This window comes from Archangium lansingense (assembly GCF_026626635.1).
Lineage (GTDB): Bacteria > Myxococcota > Myxococcia > Myxococcales > Myxococcaceae > Archangium > Archangium lansingense.
Genome location: NZ_JAPNKA010000001.1, coordinates 4,936,593 through 4,951,268 on the forward strand (window position 1 = coordinate 4,936,593; position 14,676 = coordinate 4,951,268).

General features: G+C 67.4%; 13 protein-coding genes, 1 tRNA gene and 1 pseudogene. 11 read left to right on the forward strand and 4 right to left on the reverse strand.

Annotation, left to right across the window (positions count from 1 at the left end; all coding sequences use genetic code 11):
* Positions 1-2: 2 nt before the first annotated feature.
* From tpiA to OV287_RS20305, 3 genes are all read left to right on the forward strand, one after another.
* Entirely contained in the window at positions 3-776 is a 774-nt protein-coding gene (tpiA, locus tag OV287_RS20295) for a triose-phosphate isomerase (protein ID WP_267535688.1), read from the forward strand.
* Positions 777-858: 82 nt separating this feature from the next.
* The gene (gene secG, locus OV287_RS20300; RefSeq protein WP_267535689.1) at positions 859-1,311 is read left to right on the forward strand and encodes a preprotein translocase subunit SecG; all 453 of its coding nucleotides are present in this window, start codon (positions 859-861) and stop codon (positions 1,309-1,311) included.
* Positions 1,312-1,435: 124 nt separating this feature from the next.
* A tRNA-Leu gene (locus tag OV287_RS20305) sits at positions 1,436-1,517 on the forward strand.
* 47 nt (positions 1,518-1,564) lie between these two features.
* Here the strand turns inward: OV287_RS20305 and OV287_RS20310 are convergent.
* Positions 1,565-2,566, reverse strand: coding sequence for a tyrosine-type recombinase/integrase (locus OV287_RS20310; protein ID WP_267535690.1), 1,002 nt, complete (start codon positions 2,564-2,566; stop codon positions 1,565-1,567).
* Positions 2,567-2,595: 29 nt separating this feature from the next.
* On the opposite strand from OV287_RS20310, the gene istB reads away from it, so the two are divergent.
* The gene (gene istB, locus OV287_RS20315) at positions 2,596-3,318 is read left to right on the forward strand and encodes an IS21-like element helper ATPase IstB (protein ID WP_267535691.1); all 723 of its coding nucleotides are present in this window, start codon (positions 2,596-2,598) and stop codon (positions 3,316-3,318) included.
* Positions 3,319-3,519: 201 nt separating this feature from the next.
* Here the strand turns inward: istB and OV287_RS20320 are convergent.
* Positions 3,520-3,813: pseudogene (locus tag OV287_RS20320) on the reverse strand (helix-turn-helix domain-containing protein); the annotation flags it as partial.
* A gap of 131 nt (positions 3,814-3,944) precedes the next feature.
* Here OV287_RS20320 and sitA5 point away from each other — a divergent pair.
* The 3 genes from sitA5 to OV287_RS20335 all read left to right on the forward strand — a co-directional run bounded on the left by sitA5 (position 3,945) and on the right by OV287_RS20335 (position 5,869).
* The gene (gene sitA5 / locus OV287_RS20325) at positions 3,945-5,318 is read left to right on the forward strand and encodes a SitA5 family polymorphic toxin (protein ID WP_267535692.1); all 1,374 of its coding nucleotides are present in this window, start codon (positions 3,945-3,947) and stop codon (positions 5,316-5,318) included.
* A 10-nt stretch (positions 5,319-5,328) separates the two neighbouring features.
* A complete protein-coding gene (locus tag OV287_RS20330) occupies positions 5,329-5,652 on the forward strand; it encodes a hypothetical protein (protein WP_267535693.1) in 324 nt (107 codons plus the stop codon).
* Positions 5,653-5,722: 70 nt separating this feature from the next.
* On the forward strand, positions 5,723-5,869 hold the full coding sequence (locus tag OV287_RS20335; protein WP_267535694.1) for a hypothetical protein: 147 nt from the start codon (positions 5,723-5,725) through the stop codon (positions 5,867-5,869).
* Between the two features lie 119 nt (positions 5,870-5,988).
* On the opposite strand, the gene OV287_RS20340 is transcribed toward OV287_RS20335, so the two are convergent.
* Positions 5,989-6,603, reverse strand: a complete 615-nt coding sequence (locus tag OV287_RS20340) for a hypothetical protein (protein ID WP_267535695.1) — start codon at positions 6,601-6,603, stop codon at positions 5,989-5,991.
* A gap of 212 nt (positions 6,604-6,815) precedes the next feature.
* Between OV287_RS20340 and OV287_RS20345 the strand changes: the two genes are divergently transcribed.
* Complete coding sequence (locus OV287_RS20345; RefSeq protein WP_267535696.1) at positions 6,816-7,169, forward strand: hypothetical protein; 354 nt, start codon at positions 6,816-6,818, stop codon at positions 7,167-7,169.
* 433 nt (positions 7,170-7,602) lie between these two features.
* Here the strand turns inward: OV287_RS20345 and OV287_RS20350 are convergent, their stop codons facing one another.
* A complete protein-coding gene (locus OV287_RS20350; protein WP_267535697.1) occupies positions 7,603-8,220 on the reverse strand; it encodes a TetR/AcrR family transcriptional regulator in 618 nt (205 codons plus the stop codon).
* A gap of 280 nt (positions 8,221-8,500) precedes the next feature.
* Here OV287_RS20350 and OV287_RS20355 point away from each other — a divergent pair, with 280 nt between their 5' ends.
* Genes OV287_RS20355 through OV287_RS20365 form a run of 3 tightly spaced genes read left to right on the forward strand, consistent with a single transcriptional unit; the run spans position 8,501 to position 14,258 of the window.
* Entirely contained in the window at positions 8,501-9,643 is a 1,143-nt protein-coding gene (locus tag OV287_RS20355; protein ID WP_308809644.1) for an efflux RND transporter periplasmic adaptor subunit, read from the forward strand.
* Positions 9,644-9,676: 33 nt separating this feature from the next.
* Positions 9,677-12,829, forward strand: a complete 3,153-nt coding sequence (locus OV287_RS20360; protein ID WP_267535698.1) for an efflux RND transporter permease subunit — start codon at positions 9,677-9,679, stop codon at positions 12,827-12,829.
* Positions 12,822-14,258, forward strand: a complete 1,437-nt coding sequence (locus OV287_RS20365; RefSeq protein ID WP_267535699.1) for an efflux transporter outer membrane subunit — start codon at positions 12,822-12,824, stop codon at positions 14,256-14,258. The genes OV287_RS20360 and OV287_RS20365 overlap by 8 nt, the downstream gene beginning before the upstream one ends.
* The last annotated feature ends 418 nt before the right edge of the window (positions 14,259-14,676 follow it).

Genomic DNA, 14,676 nt, shown 5'->3' on the forward strand with positions numbered 1-14,676 from the left:
TCATGGCGGCACAGGTGCGACGCAAGCTCATCGCCGGCAACTGGAAGATGAACAAGACCATCCCCGAGGGGCTCGCCCTGGTGCGGGAGCTGAAGGGGCTGGTGGCCTCCCTTCCGGGAGAGCGGGTGGAGCTCGCCGTGGCACCGCCGTTCCTGTCGCTGCAGGCCGTGGCGAAGGAGCTCGAGGGCTCCTTCGTGAAGCTGGCCGCCCAGAACTGCCACTGGGAGGCCAGCGGGGCATACACCGGCGAGGTGTCCGCGCCGATGCTGAAGGACCTGGGGTGCGCCTACGTCATCGTGGGTCACTCCGAGCGCCGGCAGTACTTCGGCGAGACGGATGAGACGGTGAACAAGCGCACCCGGGCGGTGGTGGGGGCGGGGATGACGCCCATCATCTGCGTGGGTGAGACGCTCGCCGAGCGCGAGGCCAACCGCACCCTGGAGGTGGTGGAGCGGCAGGTTGCGGGGGCGCTGAAGGGCTTCCAGGCGGCCGAGGTGGCGGGCTTCGTCCTGGCCTATGAGCCGGTGTGGGCGATTGGGACCGGCCGGACGGCCACCAGCGCCCAGGCCCAGGAGGTCCACCGGGCCATCCGCGAGCAGCTCGGGCGGCTGTACGACCGGGGGACGGCGGAGCGGGTGCTCATCCAGTACGGTGGGAGCGTGAAGCCGGACAACGCGGCGGAACTGCTGGGCCAGCCGGACGTGGACGGGGCGCTGGTGGGCGGGGCGAGCCTGAAGGCGGGCGACTTCGCGGCGATCGCGAAGGGCGGGGTGTGATCGCAGGAAGATTGTCACCGCCCGGCCCGTTCGGTTAGGCTGCGCGGCCTTTCATCCAGGACCGGAAAGAAGAGCTTAAAGCATGTTGACCTTCGTGACGATCGTGCACGTCCTCCTGTGCGTGTTCATGATCTTCGTCATCCTGTTGCAGCCCGGGAAGGACGCCGGCATGGGTTCGGCCCTGGGTGGCGGCGCCGCGACGAGCGCCTTCGGTGGCCGCGGTGCCACGACCTTCCTGACCAAGATCACCGGCATCTGCGCGGCGATGTTCTTCATCACGTCGCTCGGCCTGTCCTTCGTGGGCATGCGCACGTCGGTGGCGGGCTCGCTGGCCAACAAGCCGGCGGCGACGCAGCCGGCGCAGCCGGGTGCTGGCGCTCCTCCGGCGGGCCAGGTGCCCGCGGCCAATCCTCAGGAGGCGGCGCCTCCCTCGGGTTCGGCTCCGGCGGAGCAGACGGCTCCGGCCGCTCCGGGCAGTGTGGAGCAGCCGCGCCCCGCCGAGGCTCCGGCCCCGGCTCCGGCGCCCGCTCAGTAGGCGGGTAGCCACCCGGCGGAAGAAAGCGGGTGGCAAAAATCGTTGTTGCAGACAGCGCGGTTCGTGGTACTAGAGGCCGCGTTGTTTCCGGGGCGACTCACTCAGTCGAGACCGCACCGGAAATGCCCAGGTGGTGGAACTGGTAGACACACCATCTTGAGGGGGTGGCGCCGAAAGGTGTGCGGGTTCGAATCCCGCCCTGGGCACTCCGAAAGAGCCTCCAAGTCCTTGAGACTTGGGGGCTTTTTCATTTCTACGCGATGCCCTCCTGGTCATGTGCCCCCAATGTGCCCCTCGGGCGCACGACGTCCAGGGCCCGCACCGCGTCCTTCTTCACGTTCGGGCTGAGGTGGGCATAGCGCATCGTCATCTCGATGGTGGCGTGCCCCATCAGCTCCTGCACGGCCTTGAGCGGCACCCCGCGCATGACGAGGTGGCTGGCGAAGGTGTGGCGCAGCGTATGCCAGCCGATGGGACGCAGGCCCGTCCGCTCCGCGTTCCGGAGGATGGCCTCCGAGCAGGTGTGCTGGGGATTGCGGATGAAGCCGCCATCCCGCTGGGGGAAGACCCACGGCGAGTCGATCCGCCGGGGGTAGTCCCGTAGGGCCTTCAGCGCCCGCTCGTTGAGCGGCACCTCTCGCTCGCGTCCACCTTTCGGCGTGCCCAGGTGCCCTCGGAAGACGTTGCGCTTCACGATGAGGCGACCGGCCGTCATGTCCACGCAGTCCCAGGACAGGGCCGCCAGCTCCCCGATGCGCAGGCCCGTGTTAAGGGCCAGGGAGATCATCGCCTTCCACCGGCCGGGCTCCGCGAGCGACTCCAACTGCTCGGCCTCCTCGAAGGAGAGGAAGTCGATCTCGGGCTTGGGCGCCTTGAGCCAATCCACCTTGGGCACCACGTCGAGCTCGCCGAACTCCTGGGCGAGGGCCAGGAGCTTGCGCAGCACGGTCAACAGGTTGTTGACGCTCTTCTTGGAGAGCCCCTCCTTCACCTTCTGGGCCTTGAATGCCTCAAGCTTGGCCGTGTCAATCTGGTCCAGCTTCAACCGACCGAACGCGGGGACCAGGTGCCTGCGCAGGATGTCGGCCTTGGTCTTCGCGGTGGAGACCTTGTTGTTCGTCCGTGCATGATCGAGGAACCGCTCCTGGAACTGCTCCAGGGTGGGGACCTCCTTCTTCTCCTTTCCGAAGGTGCTGTGGAGGAGGGCCTGACGCAGCTCCCGCTCGTACTGCTCGGCGCCCCGGCGGGTATTCACCGGGGACGCCTTCCGAGAAGCTCAAGGCGATGAAGCTGCTGGGGATGGCCAGCTACCTGGAGAGGTGGCTGGAAACACCTTCCACTCAGGACGTCAGTGCGTCCGAGCTGGTGGGGCTCCTGGTGGACGCCGAGTGGATGCAGCGAGAGAACCGCAAGCTCTCCCTGCGGTTGAAGAACGCGAAGCTGCGGCAACCGGCGTGCGTGGAGGACATCGACTACGCCCACGCTCGTGGGCTGACGAGAGCCCAGGTGGTGGAGCTGGCCTCGTGCCGCTGGGTGGCCGCCCACCAGAACGTCCTGCTCACCGGGCCGACGGGAATGGGCAAGAGCTACCTGGCGTGCGCGCTGGGCAACAAGGCGTGCCGCGAGGGCTACACGGTGGTGTACCGCAGGGCCTCCCGGCTCTACGACGAGCTGGCCCAGGCACGCGCCGATGGCACCTGGCGCACGGTGCTGCAGCGCTTGTCCAAGGCGCATGTCTTCATCCTCGACGACTTCGGTCTGGAGCCACTGACGGCCAGCGAGCGAAAGGACCTGCTCGAAGTCTTGGAGGACCGGTGTGGAACTGCTTCCACCGTCATCACCTCCCAGCTCGACCCCAAGCAGTGGCACGCGCTCATCGGTGATGCGACCGTCGCCGACGCCATCCTCGACCGGGTGGTCCACAACGCCCACCGCATCAAGCTGCTGGGCGAGTCCATCCGCAAGCGGGATGGAAAGTTGACGACCGAGCCGAAGCCGGAGAAGTGAGAGGCACCAGCGTCGCTCCGCTCCGATGATCGGCTTCGCCCGGAACTGGTGCTCGGCTTGAGCCGGAATCGGTGATCGGCTTCGCCCGGAACAAGTGATCGCAATGGCCGGAATATGCACCGGGTGCTCGCCAGCCGCGGGCGGAGGGGCCGGTGTCGTCATCTCGTGGGCTCGAGTACCCAGGGACAGGAGCACGTCTGAGGAGATGCCCAGGGTCTCGCAGATCCGCCGAAGTGTCGGCACGCTGGGGACCATCATCCCGCGCTCGACCCGGCCATAGACCCCGGACTTCAGGCGAACCTTCTTGGCTACTTCCGCCTGCGTGAGGCCCAGCCGCAGGCGAGCAGCTCGGGCCGCGTCCCCCCAGCGCGTGTCGCAGCTTTTCGTCCATGGTGTTCGTCTACCGGAAAGAGGAGGGGAGCGCGACGAGCGACTCCCGGCAGTGGTGAATCCCGGCACACAGCCGTGAGTGGTGGTGGGGCTGTCGACGCCCATCTCGCTCGACTCATGTTATGGCGCGGGGCCTATCCTCCACGTCGTCAATACCTTCACCCACCTGATGGATTGACGTGCCTGTCGGACCCTCCTGTAATCCTGGGGCCAGTCACCTTAATCGGAGGTGCGGCGTGTCCACCCGTCTTGTTGGTTCGCGCCCGGCAGGCACGTGGCAGCGCTCCTGGTTGGGTGCTTGGGCCCTCATTGTCCTCTTCCTCCATGCAGCATGCGCCACGGGCGTTCCTCGGGGCGGCTTGCTGGTGGGGTCGTCCTACCGGCCACCGACACACCGTTTCCATGAGGATGCCCGGCCTTCCACGGCTGAAACGGAGGTCGAGGAGGAGGAGGGCGAGGTCGCGGACGGGCTGGTTCGCCTCTCCCTGCCCACCCGATTCGGGGCCGTGCAGGTGAGCGACTTCGAGCTCAACGAAGCCCTCACCACCCTGGTGCTGAACATGCCGCTGCGGGTGGCCGGCTCCCGTTTCCCGCTCTACCTCCACCGGAAGCTGGCGCTGGCCTCCTTCTCGCTCACGGGCGAGGAGTGGCGCACGCCCTTGGCGCGGTCCTACGGGAGCTTCTGCGAGCGGCAAGGCACGCCGGGCGACTGCCTCGAGTTGTTCAATAACGGGCCGGGACTGGACGGCGAGGACAAGCGCGACATCGCCCTGGCGCTCTCCGTGAATGCGGCGCTGGAGGCCCGGGACGCGGAACTGCGCTCCATGTTCTCCACGACGCAGCTCTGGATGTCGCTGAGCCTCACCATCATTGGATACCTCGCCTTGGTTTCGGCACCCGAGCCCGTTTCTAAAGGCGTGGCCGCCGCGTTGGCCCTGCTCATGTGGGGCTACTTGGGCTGGGAGCTCTTCGACCTGGTGCGGGCCTACTTCAAGCTCTGGGAGGAGGCGGCGGAGGCCAGCACGTTCGCGGAGCTGCGCGAGGCGGGAGACCGCTTCGGCAAGGTCATCGGGCCCAACAGCGTGCGGATTCTCCTCCTGCTGGGCACGGCGGCGGTGGGGGAGACGGCGGCGCTCGTGTCCAAGGCCCCGAAGCTGCCGGGCTTCGCGAAAGCCGCCGGTGCGCTCGAGTCCCATGCCGGCATCCGAAACGTGCTGACGGCCGCGCAGGAAGCGGACAAGGTGAAGGTCGCCGTGGCCGAGGGCACCTTCAGTGTCGTCCTGCCCGCCAATGTCGTGGCCATGACGGTGAACGGGCCATCGAAGTCCGAGCATGCCCGGCAGCGACAGATGGAGGGCCGGCCTGTCGGGACAGCGTTCAACGACGCGAGGAACGCACGACCTGCCGACGTCTTCATTCAGTCGGAGGACGGCAGATTCGTCGTTCGGGGTCCCAACGGCCGAGAGCACATCTTCGAGCAAAACGGTACGCTCGTTACGACTGTAGATGGACGCAGCGCGGCTGCGCACAGGAATAGAATCCAGAGTGGTATTCTACGGCTGGTCACCGAGGACGAGTTCAATGCGTTCAAGTCCCTCTTCGGGAGGTGATGTGGAGCCCATGAGTTTGGAGGTGTTGCTGGAACTCATCTCTGGTGACATCGTCAGCATGAAGCGCCACCAGGACGTGCTGAGGACACTCCTCTCCAGTCAAGCCGGTGAGTGGCGGGATCTCCGGCGACTCGACCCGACGGACGCGCTCGCAGCGGAGTGCCGAGGCTACTCTCCGGACCTGGGCCCAAAGGTTCTGGATGGCCTCCGATTGGCTTGGACGCCCCATCCAGATGAACCGCCGGGCAGTCCCTTCTGTCTCATCCTGTTCTTCTACGGTCGAGACGGCCTGATATGGCACCCCGTGGCTAGCTTCAACCGCGACACACTGTAATGGGCCATCTTGTAGGGCGAGGCGTGGAGTCGCGCCCGTCATTGCGGCACCTCACCATGCTATCGGAGAGGTGCAGCTCGTCACTGTCAAGGCGCTGTTGTCGGCGGAGCAGCAGACCCCCGTGGCGCACGGGAAGAAGGGCCGCGACGAACTGGTGTGCCGGTTCACGGAGAGCGGCGCGGCGCACCTGTTTCGTGCTCGGCGGTGCGGTGCGTGATGTAGCTCTGGGCTGGTGATGCTGCGCGGCACCGCAGCTGCAAGGGCTGCGGAGGCCAAAAAATGCCGGGGGACTCGTGGGCCACCACGGCATGCAGCTGCGAGCGAACGGGGAGTGCGTCAAGGCGCGCGTGTCTCGGGCGCGGTGCTCCCGTTGCCCTTGCGCCTGTTGCTGGGGGTGGACTTCTTGCCGGTCTCCTCCTGCCGGCGCGGAGTCTCGGCGGCGGTGCGCTGGCGCCCGGGCACGGCGAAGACCTCTCCCCGGTCCTTCCCGTGGAGAAATTGCTCCACCGCGTCCTGGCGGCGCGATAGGTCCGCCACGGCCTCGCGCAGCTCCTCGCCGAGCGCCCGCGTCTCGCTGCGCTGGGCGTCGAGCTGGCCCTCGAGCTCGGCCATGGAGGTGATGACCTCCGACTGCGCCTCGTTGATGAGCACCCTGAAGTCGCTCATCGTCTTGGTGTTCATTGCGGTGAGCTTCTCCAAGAGCTCCGTGTGCTTCCTGTCCAGCTCGTCCGGGGCCAGCTGGCCGTGGAGGTTCTTGATCGACTCGGCCGTCTCGAGCACGCCCGCTGCATCCTGGAGGTGCCCCTGCTTCCGCTCCTTGGGGTCGGGCTCTTCGTCCGAGAGCCAGCGGCCGATCCGGTCACGGTTGACGTAACCCACGATGCCCAAGGTGGTTGCAGCCGCGGCAGCGATCTTGCCCAGGTTGTTGGCGATGATGGGGAGGAAGACCATGAGGGACTCCTGGTGTGGCCGGGATGAATTCCCAGGCTCAGGAGCTGATACCCATCGGCGCCCTCGGATTTCGGAAGATGGAGAGGGTAGGGGGCTGGCGTCCGCTCCTTCTTCGGCTCCGCCCCATCGCTGCCACCGGCGGGCTCGCCACCAGCGAGCTCCCGTTGTACTTCTCGAACTTGTGCGGGCTGAGCGGGCCCCGAGGAGGATGCATGCCGATCACGCGAGAGGAACTGCTTCGAGCCGTTCAGGAGGCCGGTCTTGTCATCGAGCACCAGGGGTCGTGGTCGCGGTGCATGGACCCGGCGCACCTGCGAGACACACACCGTCGGCTGTACATCGCGCACACCAAGCGTCCCAAGGTCGACCTCAGCCGCTTCTCGCTCCAACATCGGGCGGTCCTCCAGCGCAACCCGGCAAAAGCGAAGGACCCCAAGGGACGGGTGATGGGCGTGGTCGACTTCGGACGGCCTGACAACGAGGTGTGGGACGCTTTCCGGCAGGCCCTCCGGGCCATCCGAGAGCAGCCGACGCTCTTCCCCGGACTCATAAGGGACGAACCGTAAAGGGCCGCATCCATCAGGGCGGGACGCGAAAGCCCCTGTGGCACAAGGGCCGCTGCCATGTGCCCCCAATGTGCCCCTCCAGCGCGGATTCAGGGGGGACGAGGTGGCACAGGGGGGGACAGGGCGGGACGGCGAAACCGAGTAAAATCAAGGGGATGGCGGGTAAAGGCGCGTCCTGCCTGAGGTTTTCCATCCCCCCGTACCGGGTTCGAATCCCGCCCTGGGCACTCCGAAAGAAGCCTCCGAGTCCAAGTGACTCGGGGGCTTTTTTATTTGCCGCTCTGGACTGTAGATCGTCGTGGTGTTCGGGGCCTACCACGGCTTCGACATCATCAGCCGAGGCTCGCAGGGGGGCGCGACTTTCGCGCGAGCTATGCAGGTGCGCTTCGCCGCGCCCTCTTCCCACGACTGAAACTCCGTCCGCCCTCGCCCCTCACGGGCGGTAGCTACAGAGGAAGACACGCACCGCGTGAGCGACCCTGGCTCGAATCTGCTCGTCCGTGAGGCTCTTGAGGACTCCGAGCTGTGCCCGGATGGGGATGTCGCCATGGCAGAGGGCCAGGAAGTCCAGGGCGGCCTGGGCGGGGTCCTCCAATCTCAAGGCCCCCGCCGCGCTGGCTCGCTCCAGGTAGAGGGTCATCCGCAGTTGCGTGGCACTCGTACCCTGCTCGAACAGCGCCACCCCGAGCTCCGGAAAGCGGTCCACTTGTGCCGCGAAGATGCGGTACCGCTTGAGGATGGCAGGTGAGAGGAGCAGGCGCATCAATGCCTCCCCAATCAGCTGGAGGTCACGCTCCAGATCGCCCGACGGCGTGTCCAGCACCTCGCGCAGACGCTCCTCCACCGCGCGCGTCTCCTCGGAGAGGCATGCGACGAACAGCGCTTTCTTGTCCTCGAAGTGGTTGTAGATCGTCGCCTTGGAGACCCCGGCGCGGGCGGCAATCGCATCGACGCTCGCCCGCTCGTACCCCAGGTCACTGAAGACCGCGGACGCGCCACTGAGAATCTGTGCACGCTTGGTTGGCGAGAGCTCCGCTGGTGTCTTCCTCATGTCCCGCCTTTCTCGCTCGCCCTGTCCCGCCTGTCACCCCTTTCCGTGGGGTGTACTGAACGGTTTAGTCTTGACATGAAATACCCCCGGCCGTATTGCTCCGCAACGTTGAACTGAACGGTTTAGTTCTGTTCGGATTGCCTCGTGGATGCCCCCCCAACGGGGCCCTCCGACCGAGGCCGAGGGAGAGATGGTGAAGACAGAATCCGTCCTGATGAGAGCTGCCGAGCAGGAATGTGCCCGCTGGCCTTTTCCCACCCCGCGCGTCAGGGGCTTGGGCGTGGTCGCCCTCGGAGCCCTGCTTCTTGGCGCGTGTGGCGACAAGCCGAGCGCTCCAGCTGGCCCGGGTCCCTCGGGTCCCGTGGAGGTGGGGGTGGTGCAGCTGGCCGCGGCGCCCGTGGCGCTCGCCAAGGAGCTGCCGGGCCGGACCTCCGCGTACCGGGTGGCCGAGGTGCGCGCCCGCGTCAACGGCATCGTGCTCAAGCGGCTCTTCACCGAGGGCAGCGACGTCAAGGAGGGACAGGTGCTCTTCCAGATCGATCCCCAGCCCTACCAGGCGGCGCTCGACAGCGCCAAGGCCACGCTCGCGCGGGCCGAGGCGAACCTGGAGCAGAACCGCCTCCAGGCGGAGCGCTACACGGAGCTGCTGGCGGAGCGGGCCATCAGCAAGCAGGAGTACGAGAACGTCACCGCGGCGCACAAGGTATCCCTCGCGGATGTCGCTGCGGCGAAGGCCGCCGTCCAGACGGCGCAAATCAACCTGGGCTACACCCGCGTCACTGCCCCCGTGTCGGGCCGCATCGGCCGCGCGACGGTGACCGAGGGCGCCTACGTCCAGCAGGGCCAGGCCACCCTCATGGCCACCGTGCAGCAGCTCGACCCGCTCTACATGGACATCTCCGAGTCGAGCGCCGAGGTGCTGCGGCTCCGACGGGAACTGGAGAGCGGGCGGCTTCAGCGTGCGGACGCCACGCGCGCGAAGGTGAAGCTCCTCCTGGAGGACGGCACCGAGTACCCGGAGCCGGGCACGCTGCAGTTCTCCGACGTGACGGTGGATCCGTCCACGGGCTCCATCACCCTGCGGGCGCTCGTGCCCAACCCCGAGCAGCGGCTGCTGCCGGGCATGTTCATCCGCGCGCGGTTGGAGGAGGGCGTGGACCCGGACGCGCTGCTCGTGCCCCAGGCGGCCGTCACGCGCGACTCCAAGGGCCAGGCGATGGCGCTCGTCGTCGGCGCGGAGAACAAGGTCGAGCCGCGCACGCTCGTGGCGGAGCGGAGCGTGGGGGACAAGTGGCTCGTCACCGAGGGGCTGGCGGCGGGGGACCGCGTCATCGTCGACGGCCTGCAGAAGGTGCGGCCGGGCAGCGAGGTGCGCGCCGTGCCCGCCGCCGGGAGTGCCCCCATCACTCAATCCACGCGCTGAGCCCAGCCGCTCACCGCATCAGCGAGAACTTCCGTGGCCAGATTCTTCATTGACCGACCCATCTTCGCGTGGGTCATTGCCATCATCATCATGCTGGGGGGCGCGCTGGCGATTCTGGGCCTGCCCGTCGCCCAGTACCCCGCCATTGCTCCGCCCATCGTGAGCATCAGCGCCTTCTACCCCGGTGCCTCGGCCAAGACGCTCGAGGACACCGTCACGCAGGTCATCGAGCAGAAGATGAACGGGCTCGATCATCTGCGCTACATGGCCTCGTCGAGCGACTCGACGGGTAGCGTGACCATCAGCCTGACCTTCGACGCCGGCACGAACCCGGACATCGCCCAGGTGCAGGTGCAGAACAAGCTGCAGACGGCCATGGCCCTGCTGCCGCAGGAGGTGCAGAAGCAGGGCCTGCGCGTCAACAAGGCCGTCAACAACTTCCTGATGATCGTCGGCTTCATCTCCGCGGACGGGAGCATGAACCGCTACGACCTGGGCGACTACGTGGCGTCCAACGTGCAGGACCAGCTCAGCCGCGTACCCGGCGTGGGCGAGGTGCAGCTCTTCGGCGGCCAGTACGCCATGCGCATCTGGCTCAATCCGGGCAAGCTCATGAGCTACAAGCTCACGCCCACCGACGTGAGCGTCGCCATCCAGGCGCAGAACGCGCAGGTCTCCGCAGGCCAGCTCGGCGGCGCCCCGTCCATCGAGGGCCAGCAGCTCAACGCCACCGTGACGGCGCAGAGCCGCCTGCAGACGCCGGAGCAGTTCCGAGACATCCTCCTGCGCGTCAACCCGGACGGCTCGCAGGTGCGGCTGCGCGACGTGGCGCGCGTGGAGCTGACGGGTGAGTCGTTCGAGGCCACCAGCTTCTACAATGGCAAGCCCGCCACGGCACTGGCCATCAAGCTGGCCACGGGCGCCAACGCGCTGGACGTGGCCGCGGGGGTGCGCGCCCGCCTCGACGAGCTCGCGCGGTTCTTCCCGGCCGGAATGCAGGTGGTGTACCCCATGGACACCACGCCCTTCGTGCGGCTGTCCATCGAGGAGGTCGTCAAGACGCTCATCGAGGCCATCATCCTCGTGTTCCTCGTGATGTACCTCTTCCTGCAGAACTTCCGTGCCACGCTGATTCCCACCATCGCGGCGCCAGTGGTGCTGCTCGGCACGTTCGGCGTGCTCGCGGCGGCCGGCTACAGCATCAACACGCTGACGATGTTCGGCGTGGTGCTGGCCATCGGCCTGCTGGTGGACGACGCCATCGTGGTCGTGGAGAACGTCGAGCGCGTCATGAGCGAGGAGGGCCTGTCCCCGAAGGAGGCCACCCGCAAGTCCATGGGGCAGATTACCGGCGCCCTCGTCGGCGTCACCTCGGTGCTGTCGGCCGTGTTCGTGCCCATGGCCTTCTTCGGCGGCTCGGTGGGCGTCATCTACCGGCAGTTCTCCATCACCATCGTCTCCTCCATGGTGCTCTCGGTCCTCGTGGCGATGACGCTCACGCCGGCCCTCTGTGCCACGATTCTCAAGCCGGTGGCCGCCGGCCATGGCCACGAGCGGCGCGGCTTCTTCGGCTGGTTCAACCGCACCTACGAGCGCGGCAGCTACAAGTACCAGGGGCTCGTGGGCGTGCTGCTGGGACGCACGGGCCGCTCCATGGCCGTCTACGTGGCGATTGTCGGCGTCATGAGCCTGCTGCTCGTCCGCATGCCCAGCGCCTTCCTTCCGGACGAGGACCAGGGCTCCGTCTTCACGCTGGTCCAGCTGCCGCCCAATGCCACGCTGGAGAAGACCACCGCGGTCCTCCAGAAGGTGTCGGACCACTACCTCACCCAGGAGAAGGACGCCGTCGAGTCGGTGATGGCCATCGGCGGATTCAGCTTCGGCGGCCGCGGGCAGAACACCGGCATGGCCTTCGTGAGGCTCAAGGACTGGAGCAAGCGCGAGTCGCCCGCGCTGAAGGCCAAGGCGCTGGCGGGCCGGGCGATGGGCGCCTTCTCCCAGATCAAGGAGGGCATGGTCTTCGCCTTCATTCCCCCGGCCGTCACGGAGCTCGGCAACGCGACGGGCTTCGACCTCCAGCTCCAGGATCGGGGCGGGCTCGGCCACGAGAAGCTCATCGCGGCGCGCAATCAGCTCCTCGGGCTCGCCGCGCGGCACCCGGCGCTGGCGAAGGTTCGCCCCAACGGCCTCGATGACGCTCCCCAGTACCGCGTCAACATCGACCAGGAGAAGGCGGCGGCGCTGCGCCTGTCGCTGGCGGACATCAACGGCACCCTGTCCTCGGCGTGGGGCGGCTCGTACGTGAACGACTTCATCGACCGCGGCCGCGTGAAGAAGGTCTTCCTGCAGGCGGATGCGCCCTACCGGATGCAGCCGGAGGACATCAACCGCTGGTACGTGCGCAACGCGCTCGGGGAGATGGTGCCGTTCTCGGCCTTCGCCACGGGCGAGTGGACCTACGGCTCGCCGAAGCTCGAGCGCTTCAACGGCCTGCCCTCCGTGGAGATTCTCGGCGAGCCCGCGCCGGGCCACAGCTCCGGCGAGGCGATGAAGGCCATGGAGGAGCTCGTCCAGCAGCTCCCGCCGGGCATCGGCTACGAGTGGACGGGCATGTCCTACGAGGAGCGGCTGTCGGGCTCCCAGGCCCCGGCGCTCTACGCCATCTCGTTGCTCGTCGTGTTCCTCTGCCTCGCGGCGCTCTACGAGAGCTGGTCCATCCCCGTGTCCGTCATGCTGGTGGTGCCTCTTGGTGTCATTGGCGCCTTGGTGGCGGCGCTGATGGGCGGGCTCAGCAACGACGTGTACTTCCAGGTGGGCCTGCTCACCACGATTGGTCTGTCCGCCAAGAACGCGATTCTCATCATCGAGTTCGCCAAGGAGCTGTACGAGCAGGGCCGAAGTCTCAAGGACGCGGCGCTGGAGGCGGTGCGCATGCGCCTTCGCCCCATCATCATGACATCGCTCGCGTTCATCCTCGGAGTGCTGCCGCTGGCGCTCGCAAGCGGAGCGGGTTCGGGCAGTCAGAATGCCATCGGCATCGGCGTGATTGGCGGCATGGTCTCCGGCACGGTGCTGGCCGTCTTCCTCGTCCCCGTGTTCTTCGTCGTCATTCTTCGCAGGTTCTCGCGGGTGCCCACCGCGGCGCCCCAGGCGCCTGCCACCGCCGGAGGTTCGGTCCATGGTTAGGCTTTCTCTGCTGGTCGCCGCGAGCGCGGCCCTACTGGTGAGCTGCACGCTCGCGCCGAAGTACCAGCGTCCCGAGGCACCCGTTGCCTCCGCGTTTCCAGGAGGGGAGGGCGGCAAGGGGCAGACGGGCGTGCACGCGGCAGACATTGGCTGGCGGGACGTCTTCGGGGATGCGCGCCTGCGGGAGCTCATCTCCCTGGCCCTCGAGAACAACCGCAGCCTGCGCATCGCCGCGCTGAACGTGGAGCGCGCCCGCGCGCAGTACCAGATTCAGCGCGCGGATCTCTTCCCCACGGTCAACGCCACCGCCAGCGACGCCCTCCAGAGGCTGCCCGCCTTCCAGAGCCCGACGGGGGAGGCCATGACCCTCAACGCCTACAGCGTGGGCGTGGGCGTGACGGCCTACGAGCTCGACTTCTTCGGCCGGGTGCGCAGCCTCAACAACCAGGCACTGGAGCAGTACCTCGCACTGGGCGAGGCGCAGCGCAGCGCGCACCTGTCTCTCGTGGCGGAGGTCGCCCGGGCCTACCTCACCCAGCGCGCGCTCGACGAACAGTTGGCCCTTGCCCGCCAGACACTCGAGACGGTGCAGGCTTCCTTCGACATCACCCGGCGCAGCTATGAGCTCGGTCGGGCTTCTGAACTGGACCTGCGCACGGCGGAGACCCAGGTCCACGCCAGCCGTTTCACCCTGGAGTTCTACAAGCGCCAGTACGCGCAGGCGGAGAACGCCCTGGTGCTCCTCATTGGCCGCCCCCTGCCCGCCGAGCTTCCCGCGCCGCGGCCTCTGTCCACCCTGCAGCTCCTCGCGGACCTGCCCGAGGGACTGCCGTCGGACCTGTTGAAGCGCAGGCCCGACATTCTCCAGGCCGAGCACCAGCTCAAGGCGGCCAACGCGAACATCGGGGCGGCGCGTGCCGCGTTCTTCCCGTCCATCACCCTGACGGGGTCCGGTGGCCTCTCCAGCACTGAGCTCGTCGGGCTCTTCTCCGGCGGTGCGGGCGTCTGGAGCTTCGTGCCCCAGATTCGCGTGCCCATCTTCACCGGCGGCCGGCTCCGGGCGAACCTCGAGGTGGCGGAGGTCTCCAAGTCCATCGAGATTGCCCGCTATGAGGCCACCATCCAGACGGCATTCCGCGAGGTGGCGGATGCCCTCGTTGCGCGCGCCTCCCTCGAGGAACAGCTCAAGGAGCAGACGGAGCGGGTGGCGGCCGAGGAGCAGCGCTTCCGCTTGTCCGAACAGCGCTACCGGGCGGGCGTGGACAGCTACATCACACTGTTGTCGGCTCAGCGAGACCTCTACAACGCCCAGCAGATGCTCATCGACGCGCGGCTCTCCCGCCTGTCCAACCTCGTCAACCTCTACAAAGCGCTCGGCGGGGGATGGCTGGCGAGCACGCAGCCGCCGGGGACGAGCGCGGGCGGGTAGGTAGGGGCCGTGTCATCGAGCCGGTTGGGGGGACGACAGGGGGCGAGGGGCCCGGAGATGGGTCGTGAGCGGGAGCTACACCGCTACATCCTTCTTCGACGAGACTCGACTCGATGACGACCTGGGTATGTAAGTGCCTGATTTTCCTGGCAGCATTCGACTTGGTTGCACCGGACGGAACGTGATTTGCCGGGTTCGAATCCCGCCCTGGGCACTCCGAAAGAGCCTCCGAGTCCAAGTGACTCGGGGGCTTTTTCGTTTGCTGCTCCTGACTGTAGCTTCAGCTTCGCCACCTCCGCGCAGAGCGACTCCCAGGGGAGCGTCGTGTAGAGGCTCACGATGTCCCCCTTCGGCCCGTGCGTGACCCAGGCGAGCTTGTCCCGGTCCGCCCCGTCCGCCCGACTCTTGTTGGGTAATC

Excerpts from the sequence above, each read along its gene's own strand:
- tpiA (WP_267535688.1), top strand. The coding sequence starts at position 3 with ATGGCGGCACAGGTGCGACGCAAGCTCATCGCCGGCAACTGGAAGATG.
- secG (WP_267535689.1), top strand. The coding sequence starts at position 859 with ATGTTGACCTTCGTGACGATCGTGCACGTCCTCCTGTGCGTGTTCATG.
- istB (WP_267535691.1), top strand. The coding sequence starts at position 2,596 with ATGAAGCTGCTGGGGATGGCCAGCTACCTGGAGAGGTGGCTGGAAACA.
- OV287_RS20330 (WP_267535693.1), top strand. The coding sequence starts at position 5,329 with ATGAGTTTGGAGGTGTTGCTGGAACTCATCTCTGGTGACATCGTCAGC.
- OV287_RS20340 (WP_267535695.1), bottom strand. The coding sequence starts at position 6,603 with ATGGTCTTCCTCCCCATCATCGCCAACAACCTGGGCAAGATCGCTGCC.
- OV287_RS20345 (WP_267535696.1), top strand. The coding sequence starts at position 6,816 with ATGCCGATCACGCGAGAGGAACTGCTTCGAGCCGTTCAGGAGGCCGGT.
- OV287_RS20350 (WP_267535697.1), bottom strand. The coding sequence starts at position 8,220 with ATGAGGAAGACACCAGCGGAGCTCTCGCCAACCAAGCGTGCACAGATT.
- OV287_RS20365 (WP_267535699.1), top strand. The coding sequence starts at position 12,822 with ATGGTTAGGCTTTCTCTGCTGGTCGCCGCGAGCGCGGCCCTACTGGTG.